Source organism: Cupriavidus ulmosensis (assembly GCF_977008105.1).
The window spans coordinates 885,445-900,917 of sequence record NZ_CDRMWP010000002.1; the positions used below are offsets into that span (position 1 = coordinate 885,445).

Here is a 15,473-nt window from a genome sequence, read left to right on the forward strand (position 1 = left end):
CGGCGGCCGGCGGCGGCCGGGCCATGTCAGCCCGGATGCGCGGCGGCGGGCCGGCGCTCTTCGTGGCGCGGCGCGGGCAGCGGGCCGGCCGCCACGGCGCCGGGCAGCACCGCATCCCGCTTGCTGCGCAGGTGGTCGCGCAGTATCCGCGCCAGCCTCGCGCCATCGCGCGCTTCGAGCGCGAGCAGCATCTCGTGGTGGTCGTGGATCGCGCTGTCCCACTTCGGCGCCTGCTGGTTCGAGCGGAACCGCAGCGCCTGCAGCCGCCGGTTGACGGCCGCGTAGGCCTGGCTCAGCTCGCCGTTGCGCGCCGCCGCGTTGATGCGGTCGTGGATCTGCTGGTTGCGGTCGTAGTAGCCGGCGAGGTCGTTGCGCGCCCGGCAGGCCAGCATGCCGCCGTGCAGCGCGCGGATCTCCGCCAGTTCGGCGGCGGTGATGCGCTCGCACGCCAGCTCGCCGGCAAACGCTTCGAGCCCGCCGAGCAGCTCGAACGCATCGCCGATCTCGTCTTCCGACATGGTGGCGACCGAGGCGCCGCGGTTCTGCGAAAGCTCGACCAGCCCTTCCGCCGACAGCACCTTCAGCGCCTCGCGCAGCGGCGTGCGGGACACGCCGATGACCTCGCACAGCTCGCGCTCGTTGAGCTTCTGGCCCGGCGCGAGCGCGCCCTCGACGATGCACCGGCGCAGGTGCGCGACCACGCTGTCGTGCAGGATGGCGCGCGTCAGCTTGCTCGGCGGCGGCATGGCTGCGCGGGTGAAAAAGACGATGCCGTGGGCATGGCGGTGTTCTCCGGTTTCATGAAAAAAATTCTACCGGAAACAGGCCGGAATCCGCGTTCAAGCGAGATTGAGAAAACTTCAAGGGAAGTTGCCGGATTTTAAGGGAGGGGTCTGCTAGATTGTATTCAAAATTCATTTCGCTTCATCGGAGCGATTTACCAGAGCGATTCCATCAGAGAGGAGAACGCAATGCTCAAGCTGGACTTCCATCCCGCCGGCCGCCACTACCTGCAGATTCCCGGCCCCAGCCCCGTGCCCGACCGCATCCTGCGCGCCATCAGCTATCCGACCATCGATCACCGCGGGCCGGAATTCGGCGCGCTCGGCCTGAAGGTGCTCGAAGGCATCAAGACCATCTTCAAGACCCGGCACCCGGTCATCATCTATCCCGCCTCCGGCACCGGCGCGTGGGAAGCGGCGCTGACCAACACGCTCAGCCCCGGCGACAAGGTGCTGATGTACGAGACCGGCCACTTCGCCACGCTGTGGGACAAGATGGCGCGCAACCTCGGCCTGCAACCCGAGTTCCTGGGCCTGCCCGGCATCGAGGGCTGGCGGCGCGGCGTGAACGCGCAGATGATCCAGGCGCGCCTGGAAGCGGACGCCGGCCACGAGATCAAGGCCGTGTGCGTGGTCCACAACGAAACCTCCACCGGCGTGACCTCGAACATCGCGGCCGTGCGCCAGGCGATCGACGCCGCGCGCCACCCCGCGCTGCTCATGGTCGACACCATCAGCAGCCTGGCTTCGGCCGACTACCGCCACGACGAGTGGGGCGTGGACGTGACCATCTCCGGCTCGCAGAAGGGCCTGATGCTGCCGCCCGGCATCAGCTTCAACGCGCTGTCGCCGAAGGCCATCGAAGCCAGCAGGCAATCGAAGCTGCCCAAGGCGTTCTTCGGCTGGGCGGAGATCCTGGAGATGAACAAGACCGGCTACTGGCCGTACACGCCGAACACCAACCTGCTGTACGGCCTGTCCGAGGCCATCGACATGATCCTGGCCGAGGGCCTCGACAACGTCTTCGCGCGCCACCAGCGGCTCGGCGAAGCCGCGCGCCGCGCGGTGCGCGCGTGGGGCCTGGAGATCCAGTGCGCGGACCCGGAGGTCTACAGCCCGGTGCTGACCGGCGTGATGATGCCGCCCGGCGTGGACGCCGACATGGTACGGCGCGTCACCTACGAGCGCTTCGACATCTCGCTCGGCGCGGGCCTGGGCAAGCTGCGCGGGCTGATGTTCCGCATCGGGCATCTGGGCGACTGCAACGACCTGACGCTGATGGCGGCGCTGTCCGGCTGCGAGATGGGCCTGAAGATCGCCGGCGTGAAGCTCGAAGGCAGCGGCGTGGCCGCGGCGCTCGACTATCTCGCCGGCCAGACCGTGCCGGCGCTCGCCAAGGGCTGACCGGGACGGCGGGCGGGCAGCGCTGCCGCCCGCGACAAGAGCGCGCGCACGTGGCCGGCCGTGCCGGCAGTATCGCCGCCGCCGCGGCGCGCGCGCATTCCTACAGGAGACAACCGCGCAGCCGGGCGCCGGGATTCCGCGCGGCATGGCTGCGCCGGGCCCGCGCCGCACGGCGCCGGGCCCAGGAACGATCATGAAAACCGAATACCTGCCTCCCTTAGTCAAGCCCGTCCACCTCGTGCCGTCGGCCGTGGGCTCCGGCAGTCCGCTGGCGCGCCGCCTGCGCAAGGAACTCCGGGGAGACGTCCTGTTCGACCGCGCCAGCCGCGCGCGTTATGCCACCGACGCCTCCATCTACCAGATCCTGCCGGTCGGCGTGGTGGTGCCGCGCGACCAGGCCGACCTCGCGCTCGCGCTGAACATCGCGCGCGACGCCGGCGCGCCGCTGCTGGCGCGCGGCGCCGGCACCAGCCAGTGCGGCCAGACCGTGGGCGAGGCGCTGGTGATCGACAACAGCAAGTGGCTCAACGACGTGGTGGACTTCGACGCCGCCGCGCGCACCGTCACGGTGGAGCCGGGCATCGTGCTGGACCATCTCAATGCGTGGCTCAAGCCGCACGGATTGTGGTTTCCGGTGGACGTTTCGACCGGGGCGCAGTGCACCATCGGCGGCATGGCCGGCAACAACTCGTGCGGCTCGCGCTCGATCGAGTACGGCAACATGGTCCACAACGTGCTGGCCATCGACGCCATCCTGCCCGACGACACCCAGTTGCGCTTCGGCCCGGTCGCGCGCGCGCCGCAGGACGGGCGCGCCGCGCAGATCTACGCCGGCCTGCGCGAGATCGCCACGCGCGAGCGCGCCGAGATCGCCGAGCGCATGCCCCGCGTGCTGCGCCGCGTGGGCGGCTACAACATCGACATCTTCGATTGCCAGAACCCGCGCGCCTATAGCGACGACGGCCTGCCCAACCTCGCCCACGTGCTGGTCGGCTCCGAGGGCACGCTCGCCTACAGCCGCCAGCTCACGCTCAAGCTGTCGCCGCTGCCGGCGCACAAGGTGCTGGGCGTGGTGAACTTCCCCACGTTCTACCAGGCGATGGACATGACCCGGCACATCGTCAAGCTGGGGCCGGTGGCGGTGGAACTGGTGGACCGCACCATGATCGGCCTGTCGATGAGCAATCCGGCCTTCCGGCCGGTCATCGAGCGGGCGCTGGTCGGCAACCCGGAGGCGATCCTGCTGGTGGAATTCGCCGGCGACGAGCACAACGCGCTGCTGCGCAGGCTCGACGACCTCGTCTCGCTGATGGGCGACCTCGGCCTGCCCGACGCGGTCGTGCGCATGGCCGACGCGGGCGCGCAGAAGGCGCTGTGGGACGTGCGCAAGGCGGGCCTGAACATCATGATGAGCATGAAGGGCGACGGCAAGCCGGTCTCCTTCATCGAGGACTGCGCGGTGCCGCTGGAGCACCTCGCCGAATACACCAGCCAGCTGACCGAGGTCTTCCACCGCAACGGCACCGAAGGCACCTGGTACGCGCACGCCAGCGTGGGCACGCTGCACGTGCGCCCGATCCTGGACATGCGCCGCGACGGCGCCGCCAGGATGCGGGCGATCGCCGAGGAGGCCGCCGAACTCGTGCGCAAGTACAAGGGCGCGTTCTCCGGCGAGCACGGCGACGGCCTGTGCCGCGGCGAATGGGTGGCGTGGCAGTACGGGCCGAAGATCCACCAGGCCTTCCGCGACATCAAGGCGCTGTTCGATCCGGGCAACCGCTTCAGCCCGGACCGCATCGTGCAGCCGCCGCGCATGGACGACAGCGCCAACTTCCGCTTCCCGCCCGCGTACCGCGCCCTCGACCTGACCCCCAGCCTGGACTGGTCCGGCTGGAACGTGCTGCGCGACCCGCTCACCGGCATCGAGACCGCGCCGGGCACCGGCGGCGACCCCGCGCACGGGCTGGCCAAGGCGGTGGAGATGTGCAACAACAACGGCCACTGCCGCAAGTTCGACGCTGGCACCATGTGCCCGAGCTACCGCGTCACCAAGGACGAGAAGCACGTCACGCGCGGGCGCGCCAACACGCTGCGCCTGGCGCTGTCCGGCCAGCTCGGCGACGACGGCCTGGCCAGCGCCGAGGTCAAGGAGGTGCTCGACCTGTGCGTGTCGTGCAAGGGCTGCAAGCGCGACTGCCCGACCGGCGTCGACATGGCCAAGATCAAGATCGAGGCGCGCGCGGCCTGGACCCGGCGCCACGGCATCGGCCTGCGCGAGCGCATGGTGGCGTACATGCCGCGCTACGCGCCGGCGGCCAGCCTGCTGGCGCCGCTGGTCAACGCGCTGGACCGCGTACCGCTGCTGTCGCCGCTGGTCAAGCGCTGGCTCGGCTTTGCCGGCGAGCGCTCGCTGCCGCGCTTCGGCAGCGCCTTCCTCGACGGCAGCCGCAAGGCCGCCGGCGGGCCGCTCGGGCCCCGCTCGGTGCTGCTGTTCGTGGACACCTTCAACAACTACATGGAGCCGGGCAACGCGCGCGCGGCGGAGATGGTGCTGCGCGCCGCCGGCTACGACGTGCACTACAGCGCGCAGCCCGGCGGCAAGCCGCTGTGCTGTGGCCGCACCTTCCTCGCGGCCGGCCTCGTCGACGAAGCCCGCGCCGAGGCCAGGCGCGCGCTCGACGCGCTCAAGCCCTACGTCGACGCCGGCGTGCCGGTGGTCGGGCTGGAGCCGTCGTGCCTGCTGTCGCTGCGCGACGAGTTCCTGAACTACGGGTTTGGCGACGAGGCGCGCAAGCTGGCGGACTCGGCCCTGCTGTTCGAGGAATTCCTCGTGCGCGAGCAGCAGGCCGGGCGCTGCGAGCTCAAGCTCAAGGCGCTGCCCGGTGGCAAGGCGCTCGTGCACGGCCACTGCCACCAGAAGGCGTTCGATGCGTTCCGGCCGGTGCAGGCCGTGCTCAAGTGGATCCCGGGGCTGCAGCTCGACGTGGTCGAGTCGTCCTGCTGCGGCATGGCCGGCAGCTTCGGCTACGAAGCCGAGCACTACGAAGCTTCCCGGGCGATGGCGGAACTGTCGCTGCTGCCGGCGGTGCGCCAGGCCGGGGCCGGCACCATCGTGGTGGCCGACGGCACGAGCTGCCGCCACCAGATCCACGACGGCGCCGGCGCCGACGCGGTGCACGTGGCCTGCGTGCTGGCGGCGGCGCTCGATTTCGGCGCCGAGGCCATGCTCGGCGGCGGTTGAGCGCGCGGCAAGGCGGCGCGGGTTTGCGCCGCCTTGCGCCCGATAGCGATCCTGTATCATCGATGCCGGAGACCCGGCCGAGGCATCGGGCCGTCGAAAAAGAGTATCGCGCATGGCTTACAGAGTTCCCCCATTGCAGTGCCTGATGGCGTTCGAGGCGGTGGCGCGGCTGCGCAGCGGGACCCTGGCCGCGCAGGAGCTGTGCGTGACGCCGAGCGCGATCAGCCACCGCATCCGCCAGCTCGAAGACATCATGGGCATCGAGCTGTTCAACTCCGCGCAAGGCGGCTTCACCCTGACGGCCAGGGGATCGGAATATCTCGAAGTCGTCAAGGAAGCGCTGTCCGCGCTCAGCCACTATGGCGCGCGGTCCCGCTTCGCCGGCGAGGTCCGGCAACTGCGCGTGGCCGCGCCGCCGACCTTCGCGCGGCAGGTGCTGGTGCCGCATCTGGCCACCTTCCAGGCCGACCATCCCGACATCGAACTGATCCTGCAGCTCTCCGTGCCGCTGGTGGGCCTGAAGTCCGAGAACGCGGACGTCGAGATCCGCTTCGGCAACGGCAATTACCCCGGGCTGGAAGCGGTCAAGATCCTGGACGAGCCGGTCTTCCCGGTGTGCAGCCCGGCCTATCTGCGCGAGGTCGGGCCGTTCGCGTCGCCGGCCGCGCTGTCCGCCGCGCGCCTGCTGCGCTGCCCGCTGGAACCGTGGCGCCCGTGGCTGGTGGCGGCCGGGCTGGACTGGCCGGAGCCCGCCACCGGCGTGCAGTTCGTCGACCTGGGGCTGATGCTGGAAGCCGCCGTGAACGGCCAGGGCGTGGCGCTGGCGCGCCGGCGCATGGCGCAGAGCTGGCTCAGTTCCGGCGTGCTGGTGCCGCTGTTCGAGATCGAGGTGCGCTCGATCTACGCCTACTACATCATCTATCCGCCGGACTGCGAGGACGACGGCGACGTCATGACCTTCGTGCGCTGGATGACGGAGATCCTCGGCAAGCCGCTGGAATAGACGAAGCCCCGCCGCATCGCTGCGGCGGGGCGGCTTTGCCGCGTCAGTGGATCACCATGTGGACGAACGGCGGAACGTAGGCCTGCAGCGTGATGAACAGGCCGACCAGCACCGCCAGCGCCAGCGAATGGAAGAACACGTAGCGCAGGATGTCGCCTTCGTGTCCGTACCACTTGGTCGCCGTGGACGCCACCACGATCGACTGCGCGTCGATCATCTTGCCCATCACGCCGCCCGAGCTGTTCGCCGCCGCCATCAGATACGGCGACAGGCCGAGCTGCTCGGCGGTGGTCTTCTGCAAGCCGCCGAACAGCACGTTGGCCGCGGTGTCGGAGCCGGTCAGCGCCACGCCGAGCCAGCCGAGCATGGTGCCGAACAGCGGGTAGAGCACGCCGGTATGCGCGAACGCCAGGCCCAGCGTGGCATCGAGCCCGGAATACTTGGTCAGGTAGCCCACGCCGAACATCGCGCAGATGGTCAGCAGCGAATAGCGCACCAGGTGGATGGTGCGCAGGTATTCCCGGAACAGCCGCGGCAGCGAGTAGCCCATCAGCAGGCCGCCGACGAGCGACGCGATGAGAATGCCGGTGCCGGCCATCGACAGGATGTTGAATGCGAACGTGGCCGATTCCGCGACCGGGGCGGCCACCACCGGCGGCATCTTCAGCACCATCTTGTCGAGGCCGGGAATGCTGTACTTCCACGCCCACAGCGCATCGAGCGCCTTCTTGACCTGCGGCACGCCCCACAGGAAGACCGACACCGTGAGGATGATCCACGGCATCCACGCCCTGGCCGCGGAGACGGTGCCCGCCGCCGTGCCGGCCGTGGCCGCCGCCGTGGCCGGCGCGTCGTGGTTCTCCACGTGCGAGTCGTCATGGTGCTTCTTGAGCTTGGTCGAGGTCCAGATCGTGCGCGGCCGCCATACCCGCATGAACAGCGTGAGGCTGCCCATCGACACCAGCGACGAGATGACGTCGACCAGCCACGGGCCGTGGAAGTTCGACACCACGTACTGCGGCACCGCGAAGCTGATGCCGGCCACCAGGATGGCGGGCCAGATTTCCTTCATGCCGCGGTAGCCGGCGAAGGCCCAGATCAGCCAGAACGGCACCAGCACCGAGAAGAACGGCAACTGGCGCCCGATCATGGCCGAGAGCTGCAGCAGGTCCAGCCCGGTCACGGAGGCCAGCGCCAGCACCGGCGAGCCGAGCGCGCCGAACGCGACCGGCGCGGTGTTGGCGATCAGCGCGAGACCCGACGCGGCCAGCGGCGAGAAGCCGAAGCCGATCAGGATCGCGCCCGTCACCGCGACCGGCGTGCCGAAGCCGGCGGCGCCCTCGAAGAACGCGCCGAAGCAGAAGGCCACCAGCAGCAACTGGATGCGCTTGTCCTCGGTGACGCCCGAGATGGATTGCTGGAGCGCCTTGAAATAGCCGTTCTGCGTGGTGAGCCGGTGCAGGAAGATGATGTTGAGCACGATCCAGCCGATCGGGAACAGCCCCGAGGCGATGCCGTAGGCGGCCGCCTTGCCGGCCACGCTGGCCGGCATGCCGAACACCGTGCACGCGACGATGCCGCCCGCGATCAGCGCCAGGCCCGCGGCCAGGTGCGCCTGGATGTGGAAGAACGCCAGCGCCGCCAGCAGGACCACGACGGGGATGGCGGCCACCAGCGTCGAGAATAGGGGATTCCCCAAGGGGTCATAGATTTGACTCCAAGGCATGTTTTGTCTCCTTCGGATTTTTATGTGTGTGGCTGAATCGATATGGCTTCGATACTTTGCCGGGGGGTGGCGCAGCGGGTGCTGCGCCGTGGCGCCGGCCGGCTCATGAACGGACCGGCCGGCGCGGATCAGGGGATCGGAAAATCAGGCGTTGTGGCGCACCGGCGCGGCGCGCAGCGAGGCGTTGTTGATGACGTCGTCGAGGTCGTCCTCGTCGGCGCCCAGCGTGCGCTCCTCGGCATGGGACGAGAACTCGACCGGGGCGAGCGCGCGGCGGTTGACCTTCAGCTGGAACACGTCGAAGCGGTTGTAGTAGCCGACCACGTCCTGGAACTGCTTGGGCACCACGCACTTGGCGAGGTCGATGTCCGCGTAGACGATGCCTTCCTCGTCGCGGATCACTTCGCTGATGGGCTGGCCGTCCGGGCCGAGGATCATCGACACGCTCTTGGGCGATTCCTCCAGCAGCTGGCGCGCGCGCAGGTTGTCGCGGCTGATCATGTCGATGGCCTCCGGCGGCAGGAAGCCCGAGGCCACGATGTTGAACAGCTTGCCCTCGAAGGCATGGGCGCCGGCGCGCAGGCGGATCGCCGCCTCCAGGTCGTAGCCGGCCTCGCCCGGCGGGTTGGTCGGCCAGCGCGGCGAGAACGACGACACGTGCACGTTCTCGCCCTGCGCCAGCAGCGTGAAGCGCGCCAGCGCGTTGGTGTTCTCGCCGCACACCAGCGCGCCGATGCGGCCGATGCGGGTGTCCGACACGCGCAGGCCGTTGCCGTCGCCCGGGGTCCAGGTCAGCTTTTCCCAGTAGGTCGGGACCAGCTTGCGGTGCGCGTTGAGGATCGCGCCGTCGTCGCCGATCAGGATGTTGGTGTCCCAGATGCAGGCCGGGCTGGTCGGCGTGCCTTCGTTGATGCCGAGCGACACGAACACGCCGTGGCGCCGGGCACAGTCGCGGATCTGGCGGATCTCGGGGCCGTTCACCTCGACCGCCGACGACGCCAGCTTGACGAAGAACTCATGCACGTCGACCGGCGCCCAGACGCCGGACCAGACCGGGAACGAGGAAATGAACGCTTCCGGGAAGGCGATCAGCTCGGCGCCGTTGCGCGCGGCCTCGGCGATCCAGGCGCAGGCCTTTTCCACCGTGGCCGGCGTGTCGAAGTAGACGGGCGCGGCATGGCAGGCCGCGGCCTTGAATTTCGGGTAGGTTTTCATTTGAGGTTGTCTCCGGTAGGAAAGCCGTTTCCGGCAAAGAGCCGCCTGACTGGCAGGCGAAGGTATGGGGCCAAGCCGCGCGGGATCAGGCGGCGAAGCGCCGCACGGCCGCTTCGTTCCAGGTGATGCCGATGCCCGGGCGCTGGCTCGGCACGGCATGGCCGTCGACCACCTCGAGGGTGTCGGCGAGCACGGCGTCGGCGATGCCGAAGTATTCGAGGTAGTGGGCGGTCGGGGTGACGCCGAGCAGGTGCGCGCTGGCTTCCTGGAAGAAGTGGTTCGACACCGGCACGCCGGCCGCGGCGCAGATGCCGGCCGCGTCCATCCAGCCCGAGATGCCGCCGACCTTCATCAGGTCGAGCATCATCAGGTCGGAGCAGCGCTCGCCGATGCTGCGACGGACCTCGCGCGGCCCGTAGAGGTTTTCGCCGAGCTGCAGCGGCGTCCTGACCGCCTCGGCGATGCGCGCGTGGCCGGCGAAATCGTCGCAGCGCGTGGGTTCCTCGATCCACGCCAGGCCTTCGTCGTCGAGCGCCTGGCAGCGGCGGATCGCCTCGGGCACGGAAAGCGACTGGTTGTAGTCGATCATCAGGCTGGCGCGCTCGCCGGTCAGCGCGCGGGCCGCGCGCACCGCCGCCAGGTCTTCCGCCAGCGTCGGGTAGCCGATCTTGATCTTGATCGCGCGAAAACCCGCGTCGAGCGCCTGCGCGATCAGCGGCCGCGCATCCTCGGCGCGCTCCATGCCGAAGCTGGCGTAGGCCAGCGTGCGCGACGGCGTGCCGCCAAGCACGCGCGACAGCGGCGCGTTCAGGAAGCGCGCATGCGCGTCCCACAGCGCCATGTCGATGGCCGCCAGCGCCATGTCGAGCAGGCCCGGCGTGCCGATCAGCACCAGCTTGCGGCGCAGCTCCGCCAGGTTCGCGCGCGGCGCCAGCGCGGCGGATTCAAGCTGCGGCAGCAGGTTCTTGAGCACCTCGACCACGCCCTGCAGGACCACCGGCGTGTACGTGAAGATGTAGGCGCTGCCGGTCACGCCGGCATTGGTCGAGATATCGACCAGCACCAGCGGGGCCTTGGCCATGACGCCGCTGGCGGTGCGCAGCGGCGGGTTGAGCGGCACGACTACCGGGCGGACCTGGAAGCCGCTGATTTGCGGGGAATCTGACATGTCTCACTCTGCTCGTTGATGGACTCGGTGGCGCTGATGGAGCGCGCCTTTTGTTCGAAGCCATGAAAGTATGCTTCGGGCAAACGAGTTTCGAGCCGGGTGATGCCGTGAAAGTATTTCACGAAAAATTGATAGGTCTTTCGATGGTTTTTTAATGGCCTTTCAATGGCTTTTTTTTAATGACTGATGCAGGGCTGATCGGCGGTCAATTGATGGCTGATTGATGGCGGATCGGTGTCGCCGATCGCCATTAAAATTGCAATTAACGGCCAACAAAAATGGGCGTCAACTTTCCGTGCGGTGCGTGCAGCGCGCGCAGGCAGGTGCAGGCAGGCGCAAACGGGCGCAAGCGGGCTCAAGCAGCCGGACGCGGCGCCCGGGCGGCGCGGAGCAGCGCGGGCAGGTCTTCGAAGCGGGCGGCAACCGCGCACGTGCCCTGCAGCGCGCCGAGGCGCCCATATCCCCATTGCGCGAAGACCGCCGGAATGCCGCAGGCCGCGGCCGCCAGCACGTCGGCCGGGTTGTCGCCGATCATCACGGCGGGCACGGCGCGCAGGCCGGCGCGCCGGATGGTTTCCGCCAGGTGGACCGGGGCCGGCTTGCAGGCCGGCACGGTGTCGCCGCCGCAGACCGCCTCGAACAGCGGCAGGATGCCGAGCTGCGCGAGGATGTCCACCGCCGCGGCCTCGACCTTGTTGGTGCACACGGCCAGCTTCCATCCCTCCCCGCACAGCCGGTGCAGCGTGGCTTCCACGCCCGGGTAGAGGCGGGTCTGGTCGATCGGCGTGCGCAGGTAGCGCTCGACGAAGCGGTTCTCTTCCGTGCGCGTGATTTCCGCCGCGCGCAGCACGAAGGCGCGGCGCGCGAACACGCGCAGGCCGTCGCCGAGCAGCGACGTGGCCTCGGCCAGCGTCAGCGGCGCGAGGCCGCGCGCCGCCAGCGCGGGCGCGAGCGCCGCGGCGATGTCCGCCGCGGCGTCGATCAGCGTGCCGTCGAGGTCGAAGACGGCGGCGCCCTGCGGCGCGGCGCCGGTGGTTGCCTGTGCCTGCATCGTGTATGGCCGCGGTGGCCTAGTGGGCCGCGGCATCGACCACCACCAGCGCCGTCATATTGACGATGCGGCGCACCGTGGCCGACGGCGTGAGGATGTGCACCGGCGCCTTGACCCCCAGCAGGATCGGCCCGATCGCCACGTTGTTGCCCGCCGCCACCTTCAGCAGGTTGTACGCGATGTTCGCCGCGTCGATGTTCGGGCACACCAGCAGGTTCGCCTCCCCGATCAGCGTGCCGTCCGGCACCAGCTGCTCGCGCAGCTTCGGGTCCAGCGCGCTGTCGCCGTGCATCTCGCCGTCCACCTCCAGCTCCGGCGCCCGTTCGCGCAGAATCGCCAGCGTGTCGCGCATCTTGCGCGCCGACGGCGCCTCCGAGGTGCCGAAGTTCGAGTGCGACACCAGCGCCACCTTCGGCTCGATGCCGAAGCGCTTGAGCTCCTCGGCCGCCATGATGGTGATCTCCGCCAGCTGGCACGCGGTCGGATCGACGTTGACGTGCGTGTCCACCAGGAAGATCTGCCGGCCCGGCAGCACCAGCCCGTTCATCGCCGCGTACACCTCGTTGGTGCCGCCCAGCACCTGGTCGATGTAGCGCAGGTGCGCCGCCGTGGTGCTGACCGTGCCGCACACCATGCCGTCGGCCTCGCCCTTGCTGAGCAGCATCGCGCCGATCAGCGTGGTGCGCCGGCGCATCTCCAGCTTGGCGTACTGCGGCGTGATGCCCTGGCGCGCCATCATCTTGAAGTAGGTCTCGGAGTAGTCGCGGAAGCGCGGGTCGTTCTCCGGGTTGACCACGGTGAAGTCCACGCCGCCGCGCAGGCGCAGGCCGAAGCGCTCGATGCGGTGCTCGATCACCGCCGGGCGGCCGATCAGGATCGGGTTGGCCAGCTTCTCGTCGACGATCACCTGCACCGCGCGCAGCACGCGCTCTTCCTCGCCCTCGGCGAAGACGATGCGCTTCTTCTCCATGTCCACCTGGCGCGCCGCCGCGTAGATCGGCTTCATCAGCGTGCCCGAGTGGTAGACGAACTGCTGCAGCTGCAGGCGGTACGCGTCCATGTCGGCGATCGGGCGCGCGGCCACGCCGGACCGCATCGCGGCCTCGGCCACGGCCGGGGCGATCTTGACGATCAGGCGCGGGTCGAACGGCTTGGGGATCAGGTATTCGGGGCCGAACGACAGGTCCTGGATGCCGTAGGCGGTGGCGACGATGTCGCTCTGCTCCTGGCGGGCCAGTTCCGCCACGGCGTGGGCGGCGGCGACTTCCATCTCGCGCGTGATGGTGGTCGCGCCGCAGTCCAGCGCGCCGCGGAAGATGAACGGGAAGCACAGGACGTTGTTGACCTGGTTCGGGTAGTCGGTGCGGCCGGTGGCGATGACCGCGTCCGGGCGCACTTCCTTGACCAGCTCCGGCATGATTTCCGGGTTGGGGTTGGCCAGCGCCAGCACCAGCGGGCGCTCGGCCATGCGCTGCACCATGTCCTGCTTGAGCACGCCGGCGGCGGACACGCCCAGGAAGATGTCGGCGCCGTCGATGACCTCGCCCAGCTTGCGCTTGTCGGTCTTCTGCGCGAAGCGGGACTTCTCGGGGTCCATCAGCTCGGTGCGGCCCTCGTAGACCACGCCGGCCAGGTCCGTCACCCAGATGTTCTCGAGCTTCATGCCCAGGTCGAGCAGCAGGTCCAGGCAGGCCAGCGCGGCGGCGCCGGCGCCGGAGGCCACCAGCTTGACCTCGCCGATGTCCTTGCCGACCACCTTGAGGCCGTTGATGACGGCCGCGCCGACCACGATGGCGGTGCCGTGCTGGTCGTCGTGGAAGACGGGGATCTTCATGCGCTCGCGCAGCTTGCGCTCGACGTAGAAGCACTCGGGGGCCTTGATGTCCTCGAGGTTGATGCCGCCGAAGGTGGGCTCGAGCGAGGCGATGATCTCGACCAGCTTCTCGGGGTCCTTCTCGTCGATCTCGATGTCGAAGACGTCGATGCCGGCGAACTTCTTGAACAGGCCGGCCTTGCCTTCCATGACGGGCTTGGAGGCCGCCGGGCCGATGTCGCCCAGGCCCAGCACGGCGGTGCCGTTGGTGATGACGCCGACCAGGTTGCCGCGCGCGGTGTAGCGGAACGAGTTGGCCGGGTCGACCACGATCTCCTCGCAGGCCGCGGCCACGCCGGGGGAGTAGGCCAGCGCCAGGTCATGCTGGTTGGACATCGGCTTGGTCGGCGTGACGGAAATCTTGCCGCGCGTGGGAAATTCGTGGTATTCGAGCGCCGCCTGGCGGAAGGCGTCGCGGCTGGGGTTCTGGCTGGAGGGGTTTTCTTCGGACATTGCGGAAGGCGGAAAGGAGGCAATAGCCGGATGCGGAACACCGGCGGGCCGCCGGCGGTGCCGGGCGATGGCACCAAGTATCCGGCAAACGCCCGGCGCGGGTATTGAAATGATCTCAAGCGATGTTGAAATCCGCTGCGCGGCGACCTACGCGGGCGGCGCCTTGCGCGCCTGCTCGCCGAGCTGACGGCGCATCTCGTCGGCCAGCGGATGCAGGCCCCGCGTGGAGTCCGCCGCCACCAGGCTGTAGCCCAGGCCCTGGGCCGCCCACGAGTAGCCGGCCACGCCGGCCTGGGCGTGGGCCTTCATCGGCATGTTCTGCTCGGTCGCCATCGGCCGCACCAGCATGGCCACGCGCGTGCCGTGCCCGTCGTCGTACATGAACAGGCCGGCCGGGCCGTGCTCGGTGGCCACCAGCCGCCCGCCGATGTAGCGGTAGCCGGACTGCGCGAGGTCCGGCAGGGCGATCGGGCGCCGCAGCCGCGTGGAGACCCACTTGAGCAGGTCGGCGCTGTCGCTGGCGCTGATCTCCACCGGGCGCACCGGGTCGGAGGCGAACACCTGGTAGCTCGCCGTGGCCTCGCGCGCCAGCGCCGCGATGCCGCCGGCCGCGGGCTCGGTGGCGGCGCGCCCGATCCAGCCGCCCATGCCGCCCAGGCACAGCGCGACGAAGACCGACGCGGCCAGCCGCCACGGCGCGCCGGTGCGCGCGCGCCGCGCCTCCAGCATGCGGCGCAGGTTCAGCTCGGGCGGCACCGGCTCGCGGGCGATGGGGGCGAAGGCGGCGCGCAGTTGCGCGCGTTGCGCGACATAACCTTCGACGCGGCGCGCGACGTCGGGATGATGCCGCAGGTATGCGTCGATCTGGTGGCGCCGCGCCGCGTCCAGCGCGCCGTCGACGTAGGCCAGCAGCTCCTCTTCCTGCACCGGCCGGCCGTCGTTCCCGCCATCGTTGCCGTGCCAGCCGCCGTTCCGGTTGTCGCTCATTTCACCCTCCGCAATGCAGACTTCGTGGCCGCCCCGGCCACGCCGGTCTCCATGATCCTCAGCAGTTTCTCCCGCGCGCGGGACAGCCGCGACATCACGGTGCCGATCGGGATGTCCAGCACGCGCGCGGCGTCCGCGTAGGACATGTCTTCCACCGAGACCAGCAGCAGTATGCTGCGCTGGTCCGCGGGCAGCGCGTCGAGCGCGTTCATCAGGTCGCGGTGGCGCAGCGCGTCTTCCTGGGTGGCGCGCGACGCCATCAGGGCTTCGTCGACGTCCTCGAGCGCGACGTGCGTGCCCAGCCCGCCGGCGCGCCGGCGCAGCGCGGTGACGGCCAGGTTGTGCAGGATGGCGAACACCCAGCTGCGCGTGTCGTCGTTGCTGCGGCGGCTGTCCCAGTAGGTGATGACCTTCTCCAGGCAGTCCTGCACCAGATCGTCGGCGGCCGCCTGCTCGCGCAGCAGCGCGCGCGCGTAGCGGCGCAGCGCCGGTATCAGCGGCTCGACTTGATGCAACATGTCTTTCACTGCGATGTCCTCCCTGGTACACCCGGCCGCGCGGCATCATGCC

Annotated in this window: 11 protein-coding genes; 3 read left to right on the forward strand and 8 right to left on the reverse strand. The window is 69.6% G+C overall.

Going from position 1 to position 15,473, the window contains the following annotated elements:
- Positions 1-26: 26 nt before the first annotated feature.
- A complete protein-coding gene (locus tag ACWTPI_RS23830) occupies positions 27-746 on the reverse strand; it encodes a GntR family transcriptional regulator (protein ID WP_454732919.1) in 720 nt (239 codons plus the stop codon).
- 225 nt (positions 747-971) lie between these two features.
- Here ACWTPI_RS23830 and ACWTPI_RS23835 point away from each other — a divergent pair, with 225 nt between their 5' ends.
- The 3 genes from ACWTPI_RS23835 to ACWTPI_RS23845 all read left to right on the forward strand — a co-directional run bounded on the left by ACWTPI_RS23835 (position 972) and on the right by ACWTPI_RS23845 (position 6,430).
- A complete protein-coding gene (locus ACWTPI_RS23835) occupies positions 972-2,186 on the forward strand; it encodes a pyridoxal-phosphate-dependent aminotransferase family protein (protein WP_454732920.1) in 1,215 nt (404 codons plus the stop codon).
- A 193-nt stretch (positions 2,187-2,379) separates the two neighbouring features.
- A complete protein-coding gene (locus ACWTPI_RS23840; protein WP_454732921.1) occupies positions 2,380-5,427 on the forward strand; it encodes an FAD-binding and (Fe-S)-binding domain-containing protein in 3,048 nt (1,015 codons plus the stop codon).
- A 112-nt stretch (positions 5,428-5,539) separates the two neighbouring features.
- Positions 5,540-6,430 carry a LysR substrate-binding domain-containing protein gene (locus ACWTPI_RS23845; RefSeq protein ID WP_454732922.1) on the forward strand — a complete coding sequence of 297 codons (891 nt, stop codon included), beginning with the start codon at positions 5,540-5,542 and terminating at the stop codon, positions 6,428-6,430.
- A 43-nt stretch (positions 6,431-6,473) separates the two neighbouring features.
- Here ACWTPI_RS23845 and ACWTPI_RS23850 read toward each other — a convergent pair whose 3' ends face one another.
- From ACWTPI_RS23850 to ACWTPI_RS23880, 7 genes are all read right to left on the reverse strand, one after another.
- Positions 6,474-8,156 (reverse strand): L-lactate permease, encoded by a 1,683-nt coding sequence (locus ACWTPI_RS23850; protein WP_454732923.1) that lies wholly within the window; start codon positions 8,154-8,156, stop codon positions 6,474-6,476.
- Between the two features lie 144 nt (positions 8,157-8,300).
- The gene (locus ACWTPI_RS23855; protein ID WP_020206889.1) at positions 8,301-9,371 is read right to left on the reverse strand and encodes a carbon-nitrogen hydrolase family protein; all 1,071 of its coding nucleotides are present in this window, start codon (positions 9,369-9,371) and stop codon (positions 8,301-8,303) included.
- Between the two features lie 85 nt (positions 9,372-9,456).
- Positions 9,457-10,539, reverse strand: coding sequence for an enolase C-terminal domain-like protein (locus ACWTPI_RS23860; protein WP_454732924.1), 1,083 nt, complete (start codon positions 10,537-10,539; stop codon positions 9,457-9,459).
- 355 nt (positions 10,540-10,894) lie between these two features.
- Entirely contained in the window at positions 10,895-11,590 is a 696-nt protein-coding gene (locus ACWTPI_RS23865; RefSeq protein WP_454732925.1) for an HAD family hydrolase, read from the reverse strand.
- 19 nt (positions 11,591-11,609) lie between these two features.
- Positions 11,610-13,916, reverse strand: a complete 2,307-nt coding sequence (locus ACWTPI_RS23870) for an NADP-dependent malic enzyme (protein ID WP_454732926.1) — start codon at positions 13,914-13,916, stop codon at positions 11,610-11,612.
- A 147-nt stretch (positions 13,917-14,063) separates the two neighbouring features.
- Positions 14,064-14,903 (reverse strand): anti-sigma factor family protein, encoded by an 840-nt coding sequence (locus ACWTPI_RS23875; RefSeq protein WP_454732927.1) that lies wholly within the window; start codon positions 14,901-14,903, stop codon positions 14,064-14,066.
- Complete coding sequence (locus ACWTPI_RS23880) at positions 14,900-15,421, reverse strand: sigma-70 family RNA polymerase sigma factor (RefSeq protein ID WP_020206392.1); 522 nt, start codon at positions 15,419-15,421, stop codon at positions 14,900-14,902. Before ACWTPI_RS23880 ends, ACWTPI_RS23875 begins: the two co-directional genes overlap by 4 nt.
- Between the last annotated feature and the right edge of the window lie 52 nt (positions 15,422-15,473).